Raw genomic sequence first — 24808 nt, forward strand, 5'->3', positions numbered from 1 at the left:
CTCCGCACCCTCCTGGCCCGCCACGCCGCCCTCCGCGCCGGCTTCACCAGCGACGGGCTGCGCCAGCCCGTGCAGTTCATCCTCGACGAGCCCGAGGTCCCCCTCACCGAGATCGACCTCGCCCACCTCGACCCCGCCGCCCAGGACGCGCACCTGGCCGCGCTGCTGGACGCCCACCGCCGCGAGCGCTTCGACCTCGCCCGGCCCCCGCTGCTGCGCGTCCTGCTCGTGCGCCTCGGCGCCGAGCGCGGCGACCGCCTCGTGACAGGACGCCACCTCATCCTGTGGGACGGCTGGTCCGCCTGGCTCGTCCTCGACGAGCTGTTCGCCCTCTACGCGGCCGGCGGCGACGACCGCGCCCTGCCCCGCCCCGGCTCCTACCGCGACCACCTCGCCCACCTGCGGACCCTCGACGAGGAGGAGGCGCGCCGCGCCTGGCGCACCGCCCTGGCGGGACTGGAGGAGCCCTCCCTCCTCGCGCCCGACCTCGTGCCCGACGCGGGCGACGCCCGCGAGCCCGTCATCCCCGAGAGCGTCGAGACGCTGCTGCCCGCCGACGTCAGCCGCCGCCTGCGCGAGGCCGCCCGCCATCACGGCCTGACGCTCTACACGCTCGCCACCACCGCGTGGGGCCTGGCCCTCGGCGCCGCCACCGGCCGCCACGACGTGGTGTTCGGCACCACCGTCGCCGGCCGCCCCGCCGAGGTGCCCGACGTCGAGCGCATCGTCGGCATGTTCCTCAACACGGTGCCGGTCCGCGTCGCCCACGACCCGGCCGAGCCCGTCGCCGCGCTGCTGCGCCGCGTGCAGGACGAGCGGCTGCGGCTCATGCCGCACGAACACCTCAGCCTCGGCGTCCTCCAGGCCACCACGGGGCACCGCCGCCTCTTCGACACCCTCCTGGTGCTGCGCGACGGCGACACCGAGCAGCGGCTCGCCGCCCTCGCCGAGCGCTACGGCGCCACCGCCGTGTCGAACGTCGACGCCACGCACTACCCCGCCACCCTCGTCGTCACCCCCGGGCAGCGGCTGCGCGTCACCCTCGCGCACCGGCCCGACGCCGTCGCCGCCGACGCAGCCCGCGCGCTGCTCGACCGCTTCACGTCGCTGCTGACCGGCGTCCTCGACGCCCTCACCGAGGAACGGGCCACCGGCCACGGCACGACGCCCACCGCCGCCCTCGACCCGCTGCTGCCCGCCGAGCGCGCCGCCCTCGCCCGCGAGTGGGCCGCCGCCCGCGTCCCCACCCCCGACCGCACCATCGACGCGCTCCTCGCCGAACAGGCCGCCCGCACCCCCGAGGCCACCGCCCTCGTCTGCGACGGGCAGCGCCTGAGCTACGCCGAACTCGACGGCCGCGTCAACCGCCTCGCCCGCCTCCTGCTGCGCCACGGCGCCGCGCCCGAACGCGTCGTCGCCCTGGGCATCCCCCGCTCCCTCGACACGGTCGTGGCGCTCTTCGCCGTGCTGCGCTCGGGCGCCGCGTACCTGCCGCTCGAACTCGACCACCCCGACGGGCGGCTCGCGGCCATGCTCGACGACGCCCGCCCGCACCTGCTGCTCGCCACCCGCGACGTCGCGCGGCGGCTCGCCCGCGCCGGCCTCCCGACGCTCCACCCCGACGACCCGGCGCTGGCCGCGCTGCCCGACGGGCCGCCGACCGCCGCCGAACGCCCGCAGCCGCCGGGCCCCGAGCACCCGGCCTACGTCATCTACACCTCCGGCTCCACCGGCCGTCCCAAGGGCGTCGTCACCCCGCACCGGGGCCTTGTGAACATGCAGCTCAACCACCAGCGCGAGATCTTCGACCCCGCCATCGCCGCCGCCGGCGGGCGGCGGCTGCGGATCGCGCACACCGTGTCGTTCGCCTTCGACATGTCGTGGGAGGAGCTGCTGTGGCTCGTCGAGGGCCACGAGGTGCACGTCCTCGACGAGCAGCTGCGACGCGACGCCGAACGCCTCGTCGCCTACTGTCGGCGCCACCGCGTCGACGTCGTCAACGTCACGCCCACCTACGCCCAGCTCCTGGTCGAGCAGGGCCTGCTCGCGGGGCCGCCCGACGGGCACCGCCCGCCGCTGGTGCTGCTCGGCGGCGAGGCCGTCCCCGAGCCGCTGTGGCGGGTGCTGCACGACACCGACGGCACCTACGGCTACAACCTCTACGGCCCCACCGAGTACACCATCAACACCCTCGGCGGCGGCACCCACGACAGCCCCACCCCCACCGTCGGCCGCCCCATCCGCGGCACCCGCGCCCACCTCCTCGACGCCTGGCTGCGGCCGGTGCCCGACGGCGTGCCCGGCGAGCTGTACATCGCGGGCGTCGGCCTCGCCCGCGGCTACCTGGACCGGCCGGGCCTGACGGCGGAACGCTTCGTCGCCGACCCGTTCGGCCCGCCCGGGAGCCGGTGCTACCGCACCGGCGACCTGATGCGGCGCCGCGCCGACGGCAGCGGCATCCTCGACTTCCTCGGCCGCACCGACGACCAGGTGAAGATCCGCGGGTACCGCGTCGAGCCCGGCGAGGTCGCCGCCGCCCTGCGGCGCCACCCCGGCATCGCCCAGGCGGCCGTCGTCGCCCGCGACACCGAGGCCGGCGGGAAGCGGCTCGTCGGCTACGTCGTGCCCGCCGGGGCCGGCGAGGCCGACGGCGCGGAACGCGCCGCCGCCGAGGAGGCCCAGGTCGGCGCCTGGCAGGAGATCTACGACGAGGAGTACGAGCGGATCCCGACCGTCCTCGACCCCGCCCACGCCGAGGACTTCTCCGGCTGGGACAGCAGCTACGACGGCCGGCCCATCCCGCTGGACGCGATGCGCGAGTGGCGCGCCGCGACCGTCGAGCGGATCCGCGAGCTGCGCCCGCGCCGCGTGCTGGAGATCGGCGTCGGCTCCGGGCTGCTGCTCGCGAGGCTGCTTCCCGACGTCGAGGCGTACACGGCGACGGACTTCGCCGGCCCCGTCATCCGCAAGCTCCGCGAGGACCTGCGCCGCCACGTCGACCCCGCCGTCGCCGCGCGCGTCGCGCTGCACCGGCGGGCCGCCCACGAGCTCGCGGGCCTGGACGGCGGCCCCTTCGACACGATCGTCGTCAACTCCGTCGTCCAGTACTTCCCGAGCGTGGACTACCTCGGCGAGGTGCTCGACGCCGCCCTCGCCCTCCTCGCCGACGACGGCGCCCTGTTCGTCGGCGACGTCCGCGACCTGCGCTCCGCCCGCACCTTCGCCACCGCCCGCCTGGGAGCGGGGGCCACGGAGGCGGCCGTCGAGCGGGCCCTGCGGACGGAGAAGGAACTCCTCCTCGACCCCGACTACTTCGCCGCCCTCGCCCGCGAGCGGGGCCTCGGCCTCGACCTGCGCACCAAGCGGGGCCGCCACCACACCGAGCTGACCCGCTACCGCTACGACGCGGTGCTGTACCGGACCCCGGGCGGCCTGTCGCTCGCCGACACCACCGAACTGCCCTGCGGTGAGGCCGCCGAGGCCCTCACCGAGACCGAGCGGCTGCTGCGCGAGCTGCGCCCCCACCGGCTGCGGCTGACCGGCGTCCCCGACGCCCGCCTCGCCGACGAGCCGGGCTCCGGCGTCGCCGACGGCGTCGAGCCGGAGGACCTGCACGAGCTCGGCGCCGCCCTCGGCTACCGCCTGCTGACGACGCCCTCGGCCGAACCGGGCCGCTACGACGCGGTGTTCGTGCCGCGCCACACCACCCGCACCGCCGGCCTCTACCGCCCCGGCGGCGGCCGGCCGCCGTACGCCAACGACCCGGCGGCGGCCCGCCGCCACGAGCGGCTGACCCGGGCGCTGCGCGAGGCGCTGGCCGCCGAGCTGCCCTCGCACATGGTGCCCTCGGCCCTCGTCGTCCTCGACCGGCTGCCGATGACGGACAACGGCAAGCTCGACGTCCGCGCGCTGCCGGCCGCCGAGCCGGCCGTCCGGGGCGGCGTCGGTGTCGGCGTCGGCGGGCGCGCGCCGCGCACCCCCGCCGAGAGCACGCTGTGCCGCCTGTTCGCCGAGACCCTCGACCTCGGCGTCGCCGCCACGGGCGCGGACGACGACTTCTTCGACCTCGGCGGCCACTCCCTCCTCGCCACCCGGCTCGTCAGCCGCGCCCGCACCGAACTCGGCGCCGAGCTGTCGATCCGCGACCTGTTCGAGGCCCCGACCCCGGCCGCGCTCGCCGAGCGCGCCCGACCCGACGCGACGGACCCCGCCGCGTCGGACCGCGCCGCCTCCGCCCGCCCGCCGCTCGTCCCCGTCGCGAACCGCCCCGAACGCGTGCCGCTCTCCGCCGCCCAGCGCCGCCTGTGGCTCACCGAACGCCTCGCGGGCGACGGCGTCGCCTACAACTACCCCCTCGTCGTCCGCCTCCGCGGCCCGCTCGACCTCTCCGCGCTGCGCGAGGCCCTGGCCGACGTGGCCGCCCGCCACGAGGCGCTGCGCACCCTCGTCGGCGACGACGCCCCCGACGGGGTGCCGTACCAGCGGATCCTGCCCCCGTCCTCCGCCCTGGCGCGGCCGTCGCTGACCGTCACCGACGGCGAGGAGGCGGACGTCGCGGCGTTCGTCGAGGCGGCGCAGCGCCGCCCGTTCGACCTCACGGCCGCACCGCCGCTGCGGGCGGAGGTGCTGCGGCTGAGGGCTGTCCGGGGGGCGGCCGAGCACGTCGTGGCCCTCGTGCTGCACCACATCGCCACCGACGAGTGGTCCGACCGCCCGTTTCTCGCCGACCTGTCCGCCGCCTACGCGGCGCGCGCCGCCGGCCGCCCGCCCGCCTGGGCCACCGAGTCCGACGGGTCCGACGGCGGCACCGGGTCCGTCAGCTACGCCGACTACACCCTCTGGCACGAGGCCCTGCTCGCCGGCCCGCTCGGCGAGCGGCACCTCGCGTACTGGACGCGCGCACTGGCCGGCGCACCGCAGGAGCTGCCGCTGCCGTTCGCCCGCCCCCGCCCCGCCGCGCCCACGGGCGCGGGCGGGACCGTGCGCGGCGCGCTGACGCCGGAGACCGCCGACGCGCTGCGGGCGCTGGCCGCCGCCACCGGCGCCAGCATGTTCATGCTCGTCCAGGCCGCGACGGCGACCCTGCTGCACCGCCTCGGCGCGGGCACCGACATCCCGCTCGGCGCCCCCGTCGCCGGCCGCACCGACGAGCGGCTCACCGACCTCGTCGGCTTCTTCGTCAACACGCTGGTGCTGCGGACGGACACCTCGGGCGACCCGCCCTTCCGCGAGCTGCTGCGCCGCGTCCGCGCCCTCGCGCTGGAGGCGTTCGACCACCAGGAGACGCCGTTCGGGCAGCTCGTGGAGGCGCTGGCGCCGCCGCGCGTCGCGGGCCGCAACCCGCTCTTCCAGGTCATGGTCGGCTACCACCACCGGCCGGACGGCGACCCCCCGGTGCTGGGCCTGCCCACCGAGTGGTTCGAGATGGACACCGGCCGCGCCAAGTTCGACCTCCACCTCACCTTCGTCGACGAGGGCGGGCGCGGCGGACGGCTGGCGCTGCGGCTGGACCACGCGACCGAGCTGTTCGACGCGGCGGCGGCGCGCGGGCTGCTGGCGCGCATGACGAGGCTGCTCGACCAGGTCGCCGCCGCGCCCGACACACGCCTGGCGGACCTGGACGTGCTGACGGACGAGGAGCGCCACGCCGTCCTCGCCGGCTGGAACGACACCGCGCGGGAGGTGCCCGCCACCACCCTCGCCGAGCTGTTCGCCGCCCAGGCGGCCCGCACCCCCGACGCCACCGCGCTGGTCCTCCCCGACGGGCAGGCCGTCAGCTACGCCGAACTCGACGCCCGCGTCGAGGCGTTGGCCGCCGTGCTCGGCGCCGCCGGCGTCGGACCCGAGCGGCCCGTGGCCGTCGCGCTGCCCCGCTCGGGCGAGCAGGTCGTCGCCCTCCTCGCCGCGCACCGCGCGGGCGCGCCCTACCTGCCCGTGGACCCGGAGCTGCCCGGGGAGCGGGTGCGCCACATGCTGACGGAGGCGGGCGCCTCGACGGTGGTCGCCGCCGAGGGCGGCGCCGGGCGCCTGCCCCGCGTCGAAGGGCTGACGGTGATCGAGGGCCTGACGGTCGTCGAGGATCCGACGGCGACCGAACGCCCGGCGCGCTCGCCCCGGCGGTCCCCCCGGCAGTCCCCCCGGCCCGGGGACCCGGCGTACGTCCTCTACACCTCGGGCTCCACGGGCCGCCCCAAGGGCGTCGTCGTCTCCCACGCCGCCATCGTCAACCGCCTGCTGTGGATGCAGCACACCTACGGCCTCACCCCCGGCGAGCGCGTGCTCCAGAAGACGCCGGCGTCCTTCGACGTCTCCGTCTGGGAGTTCTTCTGGCCGCTGGTCACCGGCGGCACCCTCGTCCTGGCCCGCCCCGACGGCCACCGCGACCCGCACCACCTGGCCCGCCTCGTCCGCGAGCAGGCCGTCACCACGGTCCACTTCGTGCCGTCGATGCTCCAGGTCTTCCTCGACGAGCCGGCCGCCGCCGCGTGCGCGGGCGAGGCCGGCGGCCTGCGCCGCGTCCTGTGCAGCGGCGAGGAGCTGCCGGCCGCGCTCGCCGAGCGCTTCCACGAGCGGCTGCCGGGCACCGAGCTGCACAACCTCTACGGCCCGACCGAGGCGGCGGTCGACGTCACCGCCACCCCGGTCCCGCCCGGCGGCGCGGCGCCCGTCCCCATCGGCCGCCCCGTCTGGAACACCCGCCTCCTCGTGCTGGACGCCGCCCTGCGGCCCGTCCCGCCCGGCGTCACGGGCGAGCTGTACCTGGCGGGCGCGCAGCTCGCGCGCGGCTACGCCAGCCGGCCCGCGCTCACCGCCGAACGCTTCGTCGCCGACCCGTACGGACCGCCGGGATCCCGCATGTACCGCACCGGGGACCTCGCCCGGTGGGCCGGGGACGGCGCGCTGGAGTACCGGGGGAGGGTCGACCACCAGGTCAAGCTCCGTGGCGTCCGCGTCGAGCCCGGCGAGGTCGAGGCGGTGCTGACGCGGCATCCGGCCGTCGGCCGGGCGGTCGTCACGGCGCACGGGGGCCAGTGGCTCGTGGCCTACGTCGTCCCCGCCGCCGGCCCGGGCGGCCCGCTGGACCACGAGGAGCTGCGCCGCCACGCGGCCGCCCACCTGCCCGCCGCCATGGTGCCGGCCGCCTTCGTCACCCTCGACGCGCTGCCGCTCACCCCGAACGGCAAGCTCGACCGCGCCGCGCTGCCCGCCCCCGACCTCGCCGCCCGCGCGGCCGGGCAGGGCGGCCGGGGCGAGCGGCGCGGCCCGCGCGACGCCCGCGAGGAGGTGCTGCTCGGGCTCTTCGCCGAGGTGCTCGGGCTGAGCGCCGACGACACCCTGGGCGTCGACGACGACTTCCTCGCCCTCGGCGGGCACTCGCTGCTCGCCATGCGGCTGGCCAGCCGGATCCGCGCCACGCTCGGCGTGGACGTGTCGCTGCGCGACGTCTTCGACGAGCCGACCGTGGCCCGCCTCGCGGCACGGCTGGCCGCCGCCGCGCGCGGCGGCGCGGCCCGCCCGGCGCTGCGGCCCGTGCCGGCCGAGCGACGCCCGGACCCGCTGCCGCTGTCCTCCGCCCAACGCCGCCTGTGGGTCCTCTACCGCGTGGAGGGCCCGACCCCGACGTACAACATCCCCCTCGCCTGGCGGCTGCGCGGCGCCCTCGACCTCGACGCGCTCCGCCTGGCCGCCCACGACCTGGTGGCCCGTCACGAGACGCTCCGCACGCTGCTGCCCGAGATCCCGGGCGACGCGGCAGGCGGCGCCCGGCAGCTCGTGCTGCCCGCCGACGCCGTCACCGTCCCCGTGGAGCTCGTCGACGTCGCGGCGGGCGACCCCGGAACCCGGGAGGACCGCCTCGCCGTGGCCCTCACCGAGGCCGCGGGACACGCCTTCGCCCTCGACGTCGAGATCCCGCTCCGCCTCACCGTCCTGCGCCTCGCGCCCGAGGAGCACGTGCTGCTGCTCCTGGTCCACCACGTCGCGGCCGACGAGTGGTCCCACCGCCCCCTCGCCCGCGACCTGGCCGCCGCCTACGCCGCGCGCCGCGCCGGCCGCGCGCCCGCGTTCCCGCCGCCGCGCGCCACGTACGCCGACCACACCCTCTGGCACGCCCGGCTCCTCGAAGCCGTCGAGGCCGAGCAGCTCGCCTACTGGCGGCAGGCGCTGGCCGGGCTCCCCGACGAGCTGCCGCTGCCGACCGACCGCCCTCGGCCCGTCGAGTCGACGCACCGGGGCGGCCAGGCCGAGCTGTCCCTCGACCCCGAGCTGGCCGACGCCCTGCGCGCGCTGGCACGGTCGGCCGGCGTCAGCATGTTCATGCTGCTCCAGGCGGCGGTCGCGGCGCTGCTGACCCGCCTCGGCGCCGGCACGGACATCCCGCTGGGCAGCCCCATCTCGGGCCGCGCCGACGACGCCCTCGACGACCTCGTCGGCTTCTTCCTCAACAACCTGGTGCTGCGCACGGACACCTCGGGCGACCCGACGGTCCGCGAGCTGCTGGCCCGCGTGCGCGCCAGCGACCTGGCCGCGTTCGACCACCAGGACGTGCCGTTCGAGCGGCTCGTGGAGGTCCTGAACCCGCCGCGCTCCCTGGCCCGCCACCCCCTCTTCCAGGTGATGGTGGTCTACCTCGCGGCCGAGTCCGCGGCCGTCGGCGGGCAGCCGTTCGACGGGCTGACCGTCCGCGAGGAGCCCGTGGGGCAGGCCACCGCCAAGTTCGACCTCTCCTTCGACTTCACCGAGCGCGCCGAGGACGGCGGGGTCGACGGCGTGCTGGAGTACAGCGCCGACCTGTTCGACCACGCCACGGCCGAGGCGATCGCCCGCCGCCTGCGCACGGTGCTGCGGTCCTTCGTCGCCGGCCCGGACCGGAGGATCGGCGCGATCGACGTCCTCGACGAGGACGAGCGGCGCCGCGTCCTCCACGACTGGGCCGCCACGGGCCCCGTGCTGGCCGAACGCGTCACGATCCCCGCCCTGCTGCGCGCCCGGACCGCCCGCACCCCCGACGCCCCGGCCGTCGCCGACGACGCGGGCGCGGAGCTGACGTTCGCGGAGCTCGCCGCCCGCACCGACCGTCTCGCGCGTCTCCTCGCCGACCACGGCGCGGGGACCGAGCGCGTCGTGGCGGTGGCGCTGCCCCGCACCGCCGAGGCGCTGGTCGCGATCCTCGCCGTGCTGAAGGCGGGCGCCGCCTACCTGCCGCTCGACCCCGACGCCCCGGCCGCCCGCACCGAGGCGATGCTGGCGGACGCCCGGCCCGTCCTCCTGCTGGCCACCCGCGCCACGGCCGACGTCGCGGCGTCCCCCCGCGACGTGCCGCACCCGACGGTGCCGCGTCTGCTGCTCGACGACCCCGCCGTCGCCGCCCGCCTCGACGACCCCGCCCCCGTCGAGCCGCCGCCCGTCGCGCTGACGCCCCACCACCCGGCGTACGTCATCTACACCTCGGGCTCCACGGGCCGCCCCAAGGGCGTCGTCGTGACCCACGCCAGCGTCGCCGCCCTCTTCCACAGCCACCGCGCGAGCCTCCACGCCACCGCCAGGGCCCTGACGGGACGCGCGCGGCTGCGCGTCGGCCACGCCTGGTCGTTCGCGTTCGACGCCTCCTGGCAGCCGCAGCTGTGGCTGTTCGACGGGCACTGCGTGCACGTCGTCTCCGAGGAGACGCGGCGCGACCCGGAGCTGCTGGCCGCCGCCGTCCGCGACCACGGCTTCGACTTCCTGGAGGTCACGCCGTCGCTCTACGCCCGCCTGGCGGAGGCGGCCGGCGGCACGCTCGACCTGCCCGTCGTCGGCGTCGGCGGCGAGGCCGTGCCGCCGGCGCTGTGGCGCCGGCTCGGCGCGCTCGCCCCGGCCGCCGAGGCGTTCAACCTCTACGGCCCGACCGAGTCCACCGTGGACGCGCTCGTTGCGCGCGTGGCCGACAGCGACCGGCCGCTGGTGGGCCGCCCGGTCGCCGGCACGCGGGCGTACGTGCTCGACGAGCGGCTGCGGCCCGTGCCGCCCGGCGTGCCGGGCGAGCTGTACCTGGCGGGCGCGGGCCTGGCCCGCGGCTACCTGGGGCAGCCGGGCCTGACGGCGGAACGCTTCGTCGCCGACCCGTTCGGCCCGCCCGGGACCCGGTTCTACCGCACGGGCGACCTGGCGCGGTGGACCCGCGACGGGCGCCTCGACTACCTGGGGCGCGCCGACGACCAGCTGAAGCTGCGCGGCTTCCGCGTCGAGCCGGGCGAGGTCGAGTCCGTCCTCACCGCGCACCCCGCCGTCTCCGAAGCGACGGTCTCGGTCCACGACGGGCGCCTGGTCGCCCACGTGACGGCCGTGACGGGCGGGGCTGACGCGGCCGGAGCCGGCGCGGCCGGGGCCGGCCTCGACCCCGCCGCGCTCCGCGCCCACGCCGCCGCCCACCTGCCCGACTACATGGTCCCGGCCGCCGTCGTGCCCCTCGACCGGCTGCCCACCCTCCCCAACGGCAAGCTCGACCGCGCCGCGCTGCCCGCCCCCGACTTCGCCGCCCTCGCGGCCGGCGGCGGGCGCGGGCCGGCCACGCCGGAGGAGGAGGCGCTGTGCGGCGCCTTCGCCGAGGTGCTGGGGCTGCCGAGGATCGGCGCGGACGACGACTTCTTCGCCCTCGGCGGCGACAGCATCGTCGCGATGGGGCTGGTCAGCCGCGTCCGCGCCGCGGGGTGGCGGATCACCCCGCGTCAGGTCTTCCGCCACCGCAGCCCGGCGGCCCTGGCCGCCGTCGCCACGACCGTCGCCCCGGCCGCCGCCGAGGCCGGCGCCGGCGCCGCGGCGGGGTCGCCCGCGCTCGCGGCGACGGGCCGCGTGCCCCTCACCCCGATCACCGCCTGGCTGCGCGAGCTCGGCGGCCCGTTCCACGGCTACCACCAGCTCGCCCTCGTCCGGACGCCGGCCGCGCTCACCCGCGACCGCCTCGCGGCGATGCTGGCCGCCCTCGCCGACCGGCACCCGATGCTCCGCGCCCGCCTCACCCTCCCCGACTGGGAGCTGGAGATCCCCGAGCCCCCGGCCCCGGCCGACGCGGCCGAGGCCGGGGGCGCCGAGGCCGCCGCCGAGGCCGACGGCTGGATCCGCCACGTGCCCCACGTCCCCCGCGAGGGCGACGCGGAGGCCCTGACCGCCGCGACGGTCGAGGCCGAGGCCGTCCGCGCCCGCGCCTGGCTCGACCCGACGCGGGGCCGGATGGTCCGCGCCGTCTGGTTCGACGCGGGCACAGGCCGCCCGGGCCGGCTGCTGCTGATGGCCCACCACCTCGTCGTCGACGGCGTGTCCTGGCGGGTGCTGCTGCCCGACCTCGCCGCCGCCTGGCAGGACCCGGACGGCGGCCCCGCACCCGAGCCCACCCCGTTCCGCCACTGGGCGCACCGGCTCGCCGAGCTGGCCCGCGACCCGGCCCGCGAGGCCGCCGAGCTGCCCCTGTGGACCGCCGTTCTCGACGACCCCGCGCCGCTGCCGCTGCGCCGCCCGCTGGACCCGACGCGCGACACCCACGCCACCGTTGAGGAGCTGGAGCTGCGGCTGCCGCCCGCGCACACGGCGCCGCTGCTGTCCTCGACGCCCGCCGCCCTCGGCGCGGGCGTCAACGACGTCCTGCTCACCGCCCTCGCCCTGGCCCTGGCCGACTGGACCGGCACGCCCGGCGGCACGGTCGTCGACCTCGAAGGCCACGGCCGCGCCGGCGAACTGGCGGACGACGCGGACCTCTCCCGCACCGTCGGCTGGTTCACCAGCGTCCACCCGGTGCGCCTGGACCCGGGCCCGGTCGACGTCGCCGCCGCGCTGGCCGGCGGCCCCGCCGCCCTGGCGGCGCTGGACCGGGTGCGCGACCACCTCGCCGCGCTCCCCGACAGCGGCCTCGGCTACGGCCTGCTGCGCCACCTCAACCCGCGCACCGCGCCCGCCCTGGCCGCGCTGCCGGCGCCCGCCGTCGAGTTCAACTACCTGGGCCGCTTCGGCGTCCCCGAGGCCACCGACTGGTCCTACGCGCCGGAGGAGGAGGCCGCCGACGTCGGCCCCGAGCCCGGGATGCGCGTCGGCCACGCCCTCAGCGTCAACGTCGTCACCGAGGACCGCCCCGAGGGGCCCGTCCTCTCGGCCCGCTGGTCCTGGCCGGCGGCCGTCCTCGACCGGGACCGGGTCACGGCCCTCGCCGAAACCTGGTTCACTGCCCTGCGGGCCCTCGTCACCCTGAGCGAGCACCGCGAACAGCCCGCACACGACCCACGCGACGCACACGACCCACGCGACGAAAGGCACGACGAGCGATGACGACGAGCACGAACCCGTTCGACGACCCCGACGGCACCTTCGCCGTCCTCGTCAACGACGAGGGGCAGCACAGCCTGTGGCCGGAGTTCGCCGAGGTCCCCGCCGGCTGGACCCGGGTCCACGGCCCGGCCGACCGGCAGTCCTGCGTCGACTACGTCGAGGCGAACTGGACCGACATGCGCCCGGCGAGCCTGCGCGACGCCGGGTGACCGCCCGGCGTGACGACCCCGGCGTGACCACCCCGGCGTGACCGGGGTGTGTCGTTCCCCCCAGAGCGGGCACCCGGAAGGGGCTGTAGACCCTGAAAGGTGATCGAGATGGAGATATCGGGCATCATCAGTGCCCTCATCGTCGGCCTGGTGATCGGTCTGCTGGCCCGCCTCGTCCTCCCCGGCCGGCAGCGCATCGGTGTGCTGTGGACGATCGCGGTCGGCATCGTCGCGGCCCTGATCGGCAGCGCCATCGCCGAGGGACTCGATGTCGGGGACACCAAGGGCATCGACTGGATCGAACTGGCGATCCAGGTCGGACTGGCCGCCGTGGGCGTGTCGGCCCTCTCCGGGGCCAAGGCCCGCGTCTGAAAGGGGGAACACCATGCTGACCGCAGTCGCCGACGTCCTCCGCGCGATCGGGGGAACCCTGGCCACCCTGGTCATGCTGCCGTTCCGGGCGGTGGCACGTTTACTGACCGGCGTCGCCGGATCCTTCCGACGCGGACCCCGGCGTCATCCACGCCGCCGTCGCGTCTGACCGCGCGGGCCGAACCCGGCCCCGCATCCGAGTGCGCCCCGAGCCGCCACGGCCCGGGGCGCACTCGACCGCGGGAGAGCCGGCCTTCGAGCCGAACCTCAGGTCCGCCAGGAGCGGACGCGGTCGACGACGGTGTGGATCGTGGCCCTGCGGGCCCGGACGTCGCGCACCAGCTCGACCACGGCGCCGCACGGAGCGTCGACGCCCTCCCCGCTGACATGAAGGTCCGGGCGGCCGCTCCTGCTGTGACCGCCCGGGAGCCCCCTACGATGTGTCGCTGACGCCGCCTCACCGGGCGGCGCCCCGACGGGGGAACACGGGGGAAGGGAACCGGGGCCCATGACAGAGCCAGACCGCGCGGCGGACCGCGTCCTCGCCGGCCGGTACCAACTGGTGCGCCGCCTCGGCCAGGGGGGCATGGGCGAGGTGTGGGAGGCCCTCGACGAGACGCTGGGCCGGCCCGTCGCCGTCAAGCTGATCTCGGTGCTCGCGGGCGGCGGCAGCCAGGGCGACGACATCCGGGCCCGCTTCCTGCGGGAGGCCCGCATCACGGCCGGGCTCCAGCACGCCGCCATCGTCACCCTCCACGACCTCGGCGAGGCCGCGTCGGCGGAGGGCACCGCCCCCTTCCTCGTCATGGAGCTGCTGCGCGGCGAGGGGCTGGACGCGGTGCTGCGCCGCGGCCCCGTCGCGCCGCCGGACGCCGCCCGCTGGGGGGCGCAGGTCTGCGACGCGCTCGCCGAGGCGCACGCGGCGGGCGTCCTGCACCGGGACGTCAAGCCCGCCAACCTCTTCGTCACCTCCGCCGGCAGCGTGAAGGTCCTCGACTTCGGCATCGCGCGGGCCGCCGACCCGTCGGTCACCGGCGCCCGCCTCACCCAGACCGGCCTCGTCGTCGGCACCCCGCAGTACATGGCGCCCGAGCAGGCGCGCGGCCGGCCCGTGCCGGGCAGCGACCTGTACGCGCTCGGCTGCGTGCTCTTCGAGATGATCACCGGCCGGCTGCCGTTCCGTGCCCCCGACACCGTCAGCTTCCTGACGGCCCACCTCGCCGACCCGCCGCCCGCGCCCAGCTCCGTCGCCCCCGGCGTGTCCCCCGACTGGGACGCGCTGGTGCTGCGCCTGCTGGCCAAGGACCCGGGGGAGCGGCACGGCTCGGCCGCCGAACTGGCCGCCGAGCTGCGCCGCCTGGCCGCCCCGGACGCCCCGGCCGGCCCGCCCGGCCGCCCCGCTGGCTACACCCCCACCCAGGTCGTCCACCCGGCCGGCGCGCCCACCCGCGCCGACGCCCCGCGCCCGCCCGCACCCCCGCGGCCGGCGGCGTTCGGACCGCCCACGCTGCCCACGCCCGTGCAGCTGACCACCATCAGCACCGACCGGCCGATCCTCCACGTCGCGTTCTCCCCCGACGGTCAACGCCTCGCGCTGAGCCTGGAGAAGGGCCTCGTCCTCCTCACCAGCCTCACCGGGCAGGTCCTCCACAGGCTGGACCTGTCCACCCGCGCCGCGAGGGCCGTCTTCAGCCCGGACGGCCGGCTCGTCACCACCTCCGCCGACAGGACCCTCCGCTTCTTCGACGGCACCTCCACCTTCGAGCTGCACCGCGTCCAGCAGCGCAAGCAGATGAACCAGCCGAGGTTCACCGCCGACGGCTCCCGCCTCGCCACCCTGGACGGGGACAGGGTCCTCCGGTTCAGGGACCCCCACACCGGCGAGCCCCGGATGGAGATGAAGGCGAGGCTCGGCACCCACGCGTTCGCCCTGAGCCCGGACGGGTCGTGGCTGGCCATGGGCCCGAACCAGGAGATCACCCTCCACGACCTGAGCGGAACCGCGGGGCGGGGGCCGCTGACGTTCAGGATCCCGAAGGCCGTGTCCGTCCTCGACATGGCCTTCAGCCCGGACGGCGGCAGACTGCTCGCGGCGGGGACGCTCCTGTCGGACGACTGGAAGAACGGCACCCGCGGCGACCCCGTCGTGTGGGACACCGCCACCGGCACCGAGGTCCTCAAGGTGAGGGTCAAGGTCCCCAAGGCCAGCTCCGGCGTGGCCTACAGCCCGCGCGGCGAGGTGTTCGCCAGCGCCGGGCAGGACGGGTCCGCGCGCCTGTGGGTCGCCGACACCGGCGAGCAGCTGCTCCAGATCAACCACTCCGGCACGGTCAACGCCGTGGCGTTCAGCGCGGACGGCTCCCTGCTGGCCACCGCGAGCCGGGATCGGACCGCCCAGCTGTGGCGGCTCGCCGCCTGAGCCCCCGTTCGGCCCTTCGGCTCTGCGGCGCGCTGCCCGCCTGCCTGCACGTCCGCCCCGCCCTTGTCCGCTGTCTGATGCTCACTGTCGACGGCTATCCACTGCCGCCCGGTTGATCCCGGTTGCCCGGCTGTTCTCTCGGTGATCGACGCGACAACCGGCAGCTCAGCTCCGCAACGCTCCTCTGTTCACAGGCGCGCGCTCCAAGATTCGTTCCGAGGCCCGGGAGCATGGTCCGAACTGGCTGACACCTTCCCTGTCGCGTGCCCTCCCCGACGCGCATGCAGGGCACACCGAAGCGGGCCCTGCCGTCCAGACCGCAGGCCGGACGGCGGGGCACCGCTTCGTGTTCGGGAACTGGCGGACCGGTGCCCGCGTCCGAGTGGGCCATGCACTGCCCATCACGTTGCTGACGCACCAGCGTCCCGTAACCTCAGGTCGCGGCCCGCAGTGGTTGCATGGCGGCGCCTTCGCCCACTGATGTGGGGCCCTATCGTTCAGTCTCCTGCTCCGTGACGACGTCCGGGAGGACAGGTCCGTTCAATGGCTCGCTGCTGCTCACGAGGTCGGGGTCGCCCGGATCCGGTACGGACTGCGGTTCCCACACGCCGTCGCAGTCGAGCACGTCGGCGCCGTCCTCGCCCACCCCCTTGATGCAGACCGTCTCGTAGACCTCGCCGTCCGTGGTCAGAACCTCGATCCTGACCGTGTGGCTCAGCTCTGCGATGGAGATGGAACAGGCGTCGGCAGGGTAGCCGCCCTCCGGGGTGTCGGTGAGGTCGTACCAGGTGAATTCCCGTCCGACCTCCCCCGTGAGGTTCTTGATGCCGGCGTAGGCGATGCCGTCGGTGAGAACGGCCTTGCTCTCGAACAGCGGGGAGGTCACGGCGTCGATGTCGTTGCAGGGCGCACCCCCGCCAGGGACACCGGGGCTTCCCGGTGCGCCCGGAAGGCCCGGCGGTCCCTGGATACCGGGCAGACCGGGCGGCCCTGTCTGCCCGGGCACACCAGGCAGCCCTGTGCTTCCGGGAAGTCCGGGCGGTCCTGGAGCGCCAGGGTCCCCTTCCGGGCCGGGAGGACCCTCAGGGCCTTCGGGTCCGGCGGGTCCTTCGGGTCCGGCGGGGCCTGTTTCGCCGGCGGGGCCGGGTGGACCTGTTTCACCAGGTACTCCGGGTACCCCCGGCAGACCGGGAACGCCAGGGTCCCCTTCCGGGCCGGGAGGACCCTCAGGGCCTTCGGGTCCGGGCGGGCCGGGGGGACCAGGAGTACCGGGTTTCCCCTTGCAGTCGTGACCCCCGGGCTTCGACGAAGGCTGTGCCTCGTCGTGTGTCCGGCCGTGCTCGCACTGTTCGCCGACCGCCCTCGCATCGGTCGATGTCTCGGCCGTCTGGGCATCCGCCAGCGCGGGACTGTCGAGCCCCAGCACCACGAGGGCGAGTGACGCCATCGCGCCGCCGGCGATGCCTCTGCCGTGCTGCGGCAGTTGACCCCTTCCCGACGACGGGGTCCTCTTTTCGCTCATGCAGCTCCTCCAGTAACCGGATTCGGGAGGCCCGTCCGAAGGCAGGTCCGGACCTCACCACCTGAATCGGTCGGCGGCGCGCCACCTTGAGGAGTAAGGCCAAGATTTTGGGCTTATCGGATTAAATGAACCATGCGTAAGGGTGAAGGCTGACTTTCCATGAGCATTCCGCGCGCCCGCGGAGCCCTTGCGGCTCACACTGAGCCGTTCGCGTGGATCCAAGCGCAAGCAACCACGTCGCCGGCGGGTTGCCTGTCCGCTGACTCGCGCTGTGCCTAACTTCTTGTCATTCGATCACTCAATCCTCTTGTCCAACCTGGTCGGAAAGGCAGAGTGCGATGACCGTGCAGGAGACTATGGCGGCGACGCCTCCGGCGAGCCGGCAACGGGCCCACGTGTCGAAGGACGCGATCTGGCGGCTTCCGCCGGTGGTCTGCCGCCTCACCGGCTTCCTCGGGGAGCGGGAGTCGGCCGCTCTGTTGGAGGAAGCCGTCAAGGTGGCCGGGAGCAGCCTGACTCCTTCCGTGATCGACGACAACCGGGTGATCGCCACAGTGCGCCGGTCACGGTCGGGCTTGTTCGCAGCCCCTCAACTCCTTGAGGCCATCGGCAACGTCCTGCCGGCGGTGGAACGCACGCTCGGTGTCTCCTGCCGCGACACCGTGCCCACCTACGGCCTCAACATGCACAACGACGGCGACTTCTACCGGGCCCACCAGGACACCGACGGCGTTCAGTACACCGACCGTGTACTCACTTTCGTCTATTACCTGCACCGCACACCCCGGCCTTTCCAGGGCGGTGAACTGCGCGTGTTCGACAGCGCCAAACCGGTGCACACGACGAGAACCGAGCGATGGGCCGACCGCACCTGGCGCGACTGGGAGCCCGAGCACGACAGCATCGTCTTCTTCCGCCCCACCATCTGGCACGAAGTACGCAAGGTCACATGCCCCGACCGGCGACCGGAGAACAGCCGTTTCGCCATCAACGGCTGGCTCTGCCGCCGCCCGGCCCGAACGCCCTCATGACCAAGCCGCGGTGACATGGGAGGCCCCCACCAAGCATGGGAACCCTGTGCCTGGGGTCAAGGTGGCCAGGTCGGTGTCGGATGGATCTGGCTGGTGCGGCGGAAGCCCCGGCCGTCTCGACCGGGGCCTCCGCCCGGTGCCCCACGACCAGGTCGTTTGGATCAGCCGGCTGACCGGAGGAAGACGCCCGCGACGTGGAGGCCGGTCAGGTAGGTGGTCGCCGTCTTGACGTAGCGGGTGGCGATCCCCCGCATTGCTTGAGGCGGTTGACGCACCGCTGGACGGTGTTGCGCTGCATGTGCGCCTCACGGTCGAAGGCCGGCGGGCGCCCCGCCTCGACCGCCGCGCCGCAGCGGTGGGTGTTCTGGGCCCGGACGGGATGACTGCCGGGTGCGGCGGCTGCTCAGGCGCTCTCGGACCGCGCGGGACGAAGACGCCTTGTCCGCCAGGACCGCGTCCGGTCGGGTGCGGGGGCCCGCCCCGGCGGCGGGGGAACGCGTAGGCGTGCCATCACCCCGGTGAAGGCAGGCGCGTCGTTGGCCTGCCCGCCGGTCAGGACGCACGCTATCGGGCGGCAGCGGCCGTCCGCCGCAAGGTGGATCCTGGTGGTCAGTCCGCCGCGCGACCGGCCGATGCCGTGGTCGGCCGGCTCGCCTGCCGAGGCCCCTCTTTGCGGACCCCGTTCTGTGCAGGCCCTGGCAGCACGAAACGGCCCTAGTCTCCCCGCGGCGGCGGCCCGTCCGAGCCCGCCGGATACTCCTCCAACGGCACCAGGTCCCACTCCCACGCCGACAGCACCGGCGTCAGCACCCGCCACGACTCCTCCGCCTCGTCGCCCCGGATCGACAGCGTCGGGTCCCCGTGGAGGACGTCCAACAGCAGCCGCCCGTAGGCGGGCAGCCGCGGCGGCTCCATCCTGGCTGCCAGCGACAGCGGCATGAGGGTCTGGTAGCCGGGGCCCACGCCCGTCAGGTCCAGCGTGAGGCCCTCCGGTTCGAGACCGAAGCGCAGCACGTTGGGCGGCACCGCGCTGTCGGGCTCGAACGGCAGGTGCGGCACGGTCCTGAAGCGCACCGCCACCTCCTTCCGGTCCCGCCCCAGCGCCTTCCCGGTGCGCAGCCGGAACGTGGTGCCCGACCACCGCCAGCTGTCGAGCCGCAGCTCCACCTCGGCGTAGGTCTCGGTGCGGCGCGCCGGGTCGACGCCGGCCTCGTCGGTGTAGGAGGGCACCTCGCGGTCGCCGATCCGCCCGGCGAGGTACCGGGCGCGGCGGGTGTGGCGGGCGGCCTCGGCCTCGGTGGGGACGCGCACCGAGCGCAGCACGTCGACCTTCCGGTCCCGCAGGTCCCGCTCGGACAGCGTGATCGGCGGCTCCATCGCGACGACGCACAGCAGCTGGAGCAGGTGGTTCTGCACGATGTCCTTCAGCGCCCCGACGCCGTCGTAGTACCCGGCCCTGCCCTCCAGCGCCAGCGTCTCGTCCCAGACGATGTCGACGCGCTCGATGTGGGTGCTGTTCCAGATGGACTCCAGCACGCGGTTGGTGAGCCGGCTGCCCAGCACGTTCTGGACGGTGGTCATGGCCAGGAAGTGGTCGACGCGGAAGAGCGCCTGCTCGGGCGCGACCTCGGCGAGCAGCCCGTTGAGGCGCCGGGCGCTGGCCAGGTCCTCGCCGAACGGCTTCTCCAGCACGATCCGGCTGCCCGGCGGCAGGCCCGCGTCGCGCAGCGCGGTCACCACGGCGGGGAAGAGCGCGGGCGGCAGCGCCAGGTACACCGCGCAGGGCCCCTCGCCGGCGATGAGCGCCGCGACCTCGGAGGGGTTGGTGACGTCCGCCGGGCGGTAGTCGGTGGCCTCCATGACCGACCGCACGACCTCGGGCGAGGAGCGGTCGCCGTCGCCGAACTCGCCGAGCGCCGCGGCCACCCACTTCCGGTACCGCGGGCTGTCCCAGTCCTCCCGGCTCGTGCCCGTCACGCGGAAGTCGTCGCCGAGGTGGCCCGCCGTCCGCAGCGCGGCCAGCGCCGGCAGGAGGTAGCGGGCGGTGAGGTCGCCCGTGGCACCGAGAACGACCAGCCGGTTGATCATGTCCTGACTCCCACCTCGTCGACGGAGCCGTGTCCGGCCCCCGCGCCCGCCGCCGCCGTGGCGCGGGCGAGGTTCACGCCGCTGCCGATGATCCCGACGTGGCTGAACGCCTGCGGGAAGTTCCCCATGAACGCGCCGCTCGCCGGGTCGATCTGCTCCGACATCAGCCCGAGCGGGCTCGCGCGGGCGCACAGCGAGGCGTACAGCTCGTGCGCCTCGTCGATCCTGCCCTGGCCGACGAGGTTGTCCACCAGCCAGAAGCTGCACAGCACGAACGCGGCCTCGCTGCCGGGCAGCCCGTCGGGCGAGTCGTCGTGCAGGTAGCGGTAGAGCAGGCCGTCGCCGGCTCCCAGGCGGGTGGCGACGGCCTCGGTCGTCGCCACCATCCTCGGGTGGTCGAAGGGGACGACGCGGCGCAGCGGCAACGCCAGCAGGCTGGCGTCGAGGACGCCGCCGCCGTCGAGGTGGGCGCTGAGGGTCTTCGCCTCCTCGTCCCAGGACTCCTCCAGCACCAGCCGCCGCAGGTACTCCGCCGAGGCGCGCCACTCCTTCGTCGTGCCCGGCACCCGGAGCCGTTCGCTGAGCGTCGCCGCCCGGTCCAGGGCCACCTGGCACAGGCCGGCCGAGTACGTGAAGACGCGGCCCTCGTCGCGGATCTCCCAGATGCCCTGGTCCGGCTGGCGCCACGCCTGGTCGGCGGCGTCGGCGAGCCCGGCGAGGCTCACCCACAGCGCGGGCTGGATCTCGCCGCCGGCACGCTGCCACTGGTCGGCGCAGTCGAGGATCTCGCCGTACACGTCGTGCTGGCGCTGGTCGGAGGCGCCGTTGCCCCACCGCACCGGGCTGGAGCGGCGGTACCCCTCCAACTCGCCGTCCTCCACCTCCTCGGGCACGAGGCTGCCGCGCACGTCGTACATGATGCGGGGCCTGCGGCTGTACTCGAACGCGTCCAGCACCCAGCCGAGGAAGGCGTCGGCCTCGTTGACGAAGCCGATGCGGCGCAGCGCGAACACGGCGAAGGCGGCGTCGCGGATCCAGGCGTAGCGGTAGTCCCAGTTGCGGACCCCGCCGACGGGCGCCGGCAGCGAGGAGGTGGGGGCGGCGACGAGCGAGCCGTTGGACCAGTCGTCGCAGAGCTTCAACGTGACGGCGGCCCGCCGGACGAGGGGTTCCTGCGGCCCCGCGTAGGTGAAGTGCCGCATCCAGCGGCGCCAGGCGTAGGCGGTGGACCGCAGGATCGCCTCCGGGTCGAAGCGGTGGTGGCGGTGGAAGCGGCCCCAGGAGAGCACGAGGTCCAGGCGTTCGCCCTTCCGCAGGTGGTGGGTGCTGTGCAGGGCGGGCAGCGGGCGGTTGGAGCGCAGGTGCAGCCGCATGTGGGGGTGGCGGGAGGGGCGCACCTCCAGGCCGCTGAACAGGCCGCGGACCTGCGCGCCGCCGCGGGGCTCCACGTCGACCCTGACGTGGGTCTCGCCCTCGACGACCTCGGCGGAGCGGACGAGCTGGGCGCTGCCGGCGGGGGCGTCGTCGGTGAGGTCGGCGCCGTCGCGGAGCGCGAGGGCGTCGGTGAGGCGGACCAGGCCGTCCGGGCAGCGCATCTCCGTGACGAGGACGCCGGTGTCGGGCTCGTAGCGCTGGCGTGCCTCGCGCAGGTCGGGCGGCGAGACGGTGAAGTGCCCGCCGCGCGCGTGGTCCAGCAGGGAGCAGAAGAGCGGGTCGGAGTCGAAGTGCGGCAGGCACATCCACGGGATCGAGCCGTCGAGGCCGACGAGGGCGGTGGCCGCGCCGTCCCCGACGAGGCCGAGGTCCTCCAACGGGAGGTATCCCTGCCGCCGCCGCACCGGGCGGAACGGCGGATCCGGATCAAACAAAGCTGATCAACACCTTCACGACGTCGTCGAGCTTCTGGTCCGACACCTCGAAGGCCCGCTCCATGTCGTCGAAGGGGAAGGTGTGCGTCGTCATCAGGGACGGGTCGACGCGCTGGCCCGCGAGGATCCTGAGCAGGCGCTCCATGCGCAGCCGGCCCCCGGGGCACAGGCCGCTCGCGATCGTCTTGTCCGCCATGCCGACGCCCCACTCGACGCGCGGGATGCGGACGAACTCGCCCTGCCCGAAGTACCCGATGTTGGAGACCGTGCCGCCGGGCCGGGTGATCCTGACCGCGGTCTGGAACGTGGCGTCCATGCCGAGGGCCTCGATGGCGGTGTCGACGCCGTCGCCCCCGGTCAGTTCGAGCACCCGCTCCACGACGTCCTCGCGGGTGAAGTCGACGATCTCGTCCGCGCCGTACCGGCGGGCGAGCACCTGCCGCTCGGGGACGGACTCGACGCCGATGACGAGGCCCGCGCCGAGCAGCCGGGCGCCCGCCGTCGCCATCAGGCCGACGGGGCCCTGGGCGAGCACGGCGACGGTGCCGCCGGTCGGGATGTCGCCCTTCTCGGCGCCCATGAAGCCGGTCGACATCATGTCGGCGCAGTAGACCGCCAGCTCGTCGGAGACGTCGTCGGGGATGTGGGCGAGGTTCGCGTCGGCGTCGTTGACGTGGAAGTAGTCCGCGAAGACGCCGTCCTTGGAGTTCGCGAAGCGGAAGCCGCCCAGCGGCCCGCCGGACTGGGAGGGGTGGCCGTTCTGGGAGGCGGCGTCGCCCCAGTCGGGGGTGATGGCGCCGACCAGGACGCGGTCGCCGGGGCGGAAGTCCCGCACCCCGTCGCCCACGGTGTGGACGACGCCGACCGCCTCGTGTCCGAGGGTGAGGTTCTCGCGGGGCCCGATGCCGCCCTGCACGGTGTGGGAGTCGGAGGTGCAGATGAGGGCCTTCGTGGTCCGGACGATCGCGTCGCCGGGGCCCGCCTGCGGGACGGGCTTCTCCATGAAGCCCACGCTCCCGATCTCCTTCATGACGAACGCCTTCATCCGCTGTCGTCCCTCCGTCGCTCCGGTCGCTCGGGCAGGCGCCGGCCGAGCCCCGGTCGCCGTGCCTCCACGGTCGCCGCGCCGGGCGCGGCGCGCGACCGGTCAGCGCCGACGTTGGCCCGTTCCGGTGAACGTCCGCGGTGCGTGGAGCGGGCCGGCGGGGGTCACGCGCGGTGCCGCCGCCACGCGGCCCGGGTGAGGGCGTACTCGACCTCGCCGTGCTCCGAGCCGGGGATCGCCTCGGGCCAGTCCCCGGTGTAGGCGCGCACGAACGACAGGCCCGCCTTCTCCATCACGCGCCGGGAGCGGACGTTGACCGCCATGGTGTTGGCGGTGACGCGCTCCACCCCGAGCTCGGTGAAGCCCTTGTCGACCAGGGCCCGCGAGCCCTCGGTGGCGTAGCCCCTTCCCCACGCGGCCCGGCGCAGCCGGTACCCGAGCTCGACGACGGCCGCGCTGTCCTCCGCCAGCGGCCGGAACTCGAACCAGCCGAGGAACGCCCCGGTCTCCCGCTCCTCCGCGGCCCAGTACCCCCGGGTGCCGAGGCCGGGATGGACGTGGAGGAGCCGCGGCAGCGTCCGCGTCCTGACCTCCTCCCGGCTGGTCGGCTTGCCGCCGTTGAGGAAACGCGTCACCTCGGGGTCGCCGTCCAACGCGACGAGCCGTTCGACGTCGGCGTCGCCGTCCACGAAGGGCCGCAGCACGAGCCGCCCGGTCTCCAGAAACACGTCCATGGCCCGATCCTCGGCGGTCGCGACGCGATCGGGGAAGCGGCCGGCGGGATCTCTCCCGTGCCGCGCCGGTGGCGGCCATCGGCCCCGGCGCGGGACAGCCGTCAGCCGTGGGCGCGCAGCGCGAGGAGCTCCGGGGCGAGGATGGTGATCGTGTGACGGCCGACCTCGATCAGGCCGTCCCGCCGGAGCCGGGAGAGCGCGCGGTTGACCGTCACCCTGGTGACACCCAGGAGGTCGGCCAGGTCCTGCTGGGTGCCCGGCAGGGCGACGCTCGTCCCTCCACCTGACGCGGCGCCTGAGGCGGCGTCGCCGAGCAGCCAGGCCGCCAGCCTGGCCTCCGCGGGCAGCGTCGCGGTGGCGGTGACCCTCTCCTGGTGGCGTCGGGCCTGGCCGGCGAGCACCCGCAACACGTGCGCGCGCACGGCGGGAGCGTCGTCGACCACGCTCAGGAAGCGGTCGCGCGGCAGGGCCCGCACCGAGCACGGCGTGAGCGCGGTGAGGGTGGCGGTGTGTCCGCGACCGTCGATCACGGCGACCTTGTCGAGCGCGCAGGGGCCGGCCCACTCGCCGAGGCGGACGACCCGTCCCGACCGCGTGCCGTCGGTGGCGGCCACCCGGCCACGCAGCAGCAGCACGAGGTGCGACGCCGGGTCGCCCGCGTGACGCAGCACGTGTCCGGCCGGGCAGCGGCGCGCGAGCGAGCCGTCCCAGAGGGTGCGCAACGCCTCGTCCGACAGCCCGGCGAACAGCGGAACCTCACCCAGTGAGCGCCACTCCGCGGCGCCCGCGGTATCAGCTGATACAGATCCCGACATCCTCGGAACCTACCCTCGCGCGCATGCTGATCGTCGAACTCGCCTTCACCGCCACCCCGGAGCGCCTCGCGGCACGCCCCGCGCACCGTGTACTCCTCCAGAGACTCCACGACGAGGGCCGTCTCGTCGCCGCGGGTCCGTGGGAGGACGACAGCGGTGCGCTCCTGGTCTTCGACACCGAGCGGGCGGAGCTGGACCGCCTCCTCGCGACCGACCCGTACTACCGCGCACCCGGAGTCGAGGTGCTCGGCGTCCGCGCGTGGGCACCGGTGGTCGGTCGGGGGAGGCTGACCCGTGACCGCGGCTGAGCGGCGCCCCCGGGCGCGACGCGGGCCGGGCCGTCCGGGCAGCGCGATGTGAGTAACAGAAGGGTGGGGTCGGGGGGGGCGAGCGCGCCCACCACCCCCGACC

The 24808-nt window shown here is 75.5% G+C and carries 13 protein-coding genes; 7 read left to right on the plus strand and 6 right to left on the minus strand.

The genetic code is table 11. The features are described from left to right. From ACTWP5_RS31050 to ACTWP5_RS31070, 5 genes are all read left to right on the plus strand, one after another. Positions 1-12294, plus strand: a 12294-nt coding sequence (locus ACTWP5_RS31050; protein ID WP_443224516.1) for an amino acid adenylation domain-containing protein, incomplete at its 5' end; no start/stop codon positions are given. Then, positions 12291-12503 (plus strand): MbtH family protein, encoded by a 213-nt coding sequence (locus ACTWP5_RS31055; protein WP_443224517.1) that lies wholly within the window; start codon positions 12291-12293, stop codon positions 12501-12503. The genes ACTWP5_RS31050 and ACTWP5_RS31055, both read left to right, overlap by 4 nt. A gap of 108 nt (positions 12504-12611) precedes the next feature. Continuing rightward, positions 12612-12875: a GlsB/YeaQ/YmgE family stress response membrane protein gene (locus ACTWP5_RS31060; RefSeq protein ID WP_443224518.1), complete on the plus strand. Its 264-nt coding sequence runs from the start codon at positions 12612-12614 to the stop codon at positions 12873-12875. 13 nt (positions 12876-12888) lie between these two features. After that, a complete protein-coding gene (locus ACTWP5_RS31065) occupies positions 12889-13044 on the plus strand; it encodes an LPFR motif small protein (RefSeq protein WP_443224519.1) in 156 nt (51 codons plus the stop codon). A gap of 339 nt (positions 13045-13383) precedes the next feature. Then, on the plus strand, positions 13384-15294 hold the full coding sequence (locus ACTWP5_RS31070) for a WD40 repeat domain-containing serine/threonine protein kinase (protein WP_443224520.1): 1911 nt from the start codon (positions 13384-13386) through the stop codon (positions 15292-15294). A 490-nt stretch (positions 15295-15784) separates the two neighbouring features. Here ACTWP5_RS31070 and ACTWP5_RS31075 read toward each other — a convergent pair whose 3' ends face one another. Beyond that, entirely contained in the window at positions 15785-16180 is a 396-nt protein-coding gene (locus ACTWP5_RS31075; protein WP_443224521.1) for a hypothetical protein, read from the minus strand. Between the two features lie 974 nt (positions 16181-17154). Here ACTWP5_RS31075 and ACTWP5_RS31080 point away from each other — a divergent pair. Further along, positions 17155-17847 (plus strand): 2OG-Fe(II) oxygenase, encoded by a 693-nt coding sequence (locus tag ACTWP5_RS31080; RefSeq protein WP_443224522.1) that lies wholly within the window; start codon positions 17155-17157, stop codon positions 17845-17847. A 714-nt stretch (positions 17848-18561) separates the two neighbouring features. Here the strand turns inward: ACTWP5_RS31080 and ACTWP5_RS31085 are convergent. From ACTWP5_RS31085 to ACTWP5_RS31105, 5 genes are all read right to left on the minus strand, one after another. Further along, positions 18562-19935 carry a glucose-6-phosphate dehydrogenase gene (locus ACTWP5_RS31085; protein WP_443224523.1) on the minus strand — a complete coding sequence of 458 codons (1374 nt, stop codon included), beginning with the start codon at positions 19933-19935 and terminating at the stop codon, positions 18562-18564. Beyond that, complete coding sequence (locus ACTWP5_RS31090; protein ID WP_443224524.1) at positions 19932-21803, minus strand: glycoside hydrolase family 15 protein; 1872 nt, start codon at positions 21801-21803, stop codon at positions 19932-19934. The genes ACTWP5_RS31085 and ACTWP5_RS31090 overlap by 4 nt, the downstream gene beginning before the upstream one ends. Next, on the minus strand, positions 21796-22848 hold the full coding sequence (locus ACTWP5_RS31095) for an NAD(P)-dependent alcohol dehydrogenase (RefSeq protein WP_443224525.1): 1053 nt from the start codon (positions 22846-22848) through the stop codon (positions 21796-21798). The genes ACTWP5_RS31090 and ACTWP5_RS31095 overlap by 8 nt, the downstream gene beginning before the upstream one ends. Positions 22849-23012: 164 nt before the next feature. Continuing rightward, positions 23013-23582, minus strand: coding sequence for a GNAT family N-acetyltransferase (locus ACTWP5_RS31100; RefSeq protein WP_443224526.1), 570 nt, complete (start codon positions 23580-23582; stop codon positions 23013-23015). 101 nt (positions 23583-23683) lie between these two features. Further along, positions 23684-24397, minus strand: coding sequence for a Crp/Fnr family transcriptional regulator (locus ACTWP5_RS31105; protein WP_443224527.1), 714 nt, complete (start codon positions 24395-24397; stop codon positions 23684-23686). A 23-nt stretch (positions 24398-24420) separates the two neighbouring features. On the opposite strand from ACTWP5_RS31105, the gene ACTWP5_RS31110 reads away from it, so the two are divergent. Beyond that, positions 24421-24705, plus strand: coding sequence for a YciI family protein (locus ACTWP5_RS31110; protein ID WP_443224528.1), 285 nt, complete (start codon positions 24421-24423; stop codon positions 24703-24705). Positions 24706-24808 lie beyond the last annotated feature (103 nt).

Source organism: Streptomyces sp. 4N509B, assembly GCF_052245655.1.
Classification (GTDB): Bacteria; Actinomycetota; Actinomycetes; order Streptomycetales; family Streptomycetaceae; genus Streptomyces.

What these genes read in the sequence shown, in the direction of transcription:
- ACTWP5_RS31055 (WP_443224517.1), top strand. Translation starts at nt 12,291, where the DNA reads ATGACGACGAGCACGAACCCGTTCGACGACCCCGACGGCACCTTCGCC.
- ACTWP5_RS31060 (WP_443224518.1), top strand. Translation starts at nt 12,612, where the DNA reads ATGGAGATATCGGGCATCATCAGTGCCCTCATCGTCGGCCTGGTGATC.
- ACTWP5_RS31065 (WP_443224519.1), top strand. Translation starts at nt 12,889, where the DNA reads ATGCTGACCGCAGTCGCCGACGTCCTCCGCGCGATCGGGGGAACCCTG.
- ACTWP5_RS31070 (WP_443224520.1), top strand. Translation starts at nt 13,384, where the DNA reads ATGACAGAGCCAGACCGCGCGGCGGACCGCGTCCTCGCCGGCCGGTAC.
- ACTWP5_RS31080 (WP_443224522.1), top strand. Translation starts at nt 17,155, where the DNA reads ATGACCGTGCAGGAGACTATGGCGGCGACGCCTCCGGCGAGCCGGCAA.
- ACTWP5_RS31085 (WP_443224523.1), bottom strand. Translation starts at nt 19,935, where the DNA reads ATGATCAACCGGCTGGTCGTTCTCGGTGCCACGGGCGACCTCACCGCC.
- ACTWP5_RS31095 (WP_443224525.1), bottom strand. Translation starts at nt 22,848, where the DNA reads ATGAAGGCGTTCGTCATGAAGGAGATCGGGAGCGTGGGCTTCATGGAG.
- ACTWP5_RS31100 (WP_443224526.1), bottom strand. Translation starts at nt 23,582, where the DNA reads ATGGACGTGTTTCTGGAGACCGGGCGGCTCGTGCTGCGGCCCTTCGTG.
- ACTWP5_RS31105 (WP_443224527.1), bottom strand. Translation starts at nt 24,397, where the DNA reads ATGTCGGGATCTGTATCAGCTGATACCGCGGGCGCCGCGGAGTGGCGC.
- ACTWP5_RS31110 (WP_443224528.1), top strand. Translation starts at nt 24,421, where the DNA reads ATGCTGATCGTCGAACTCGCCTTCACCGCCACCCCGGAGCGCCTCGCG.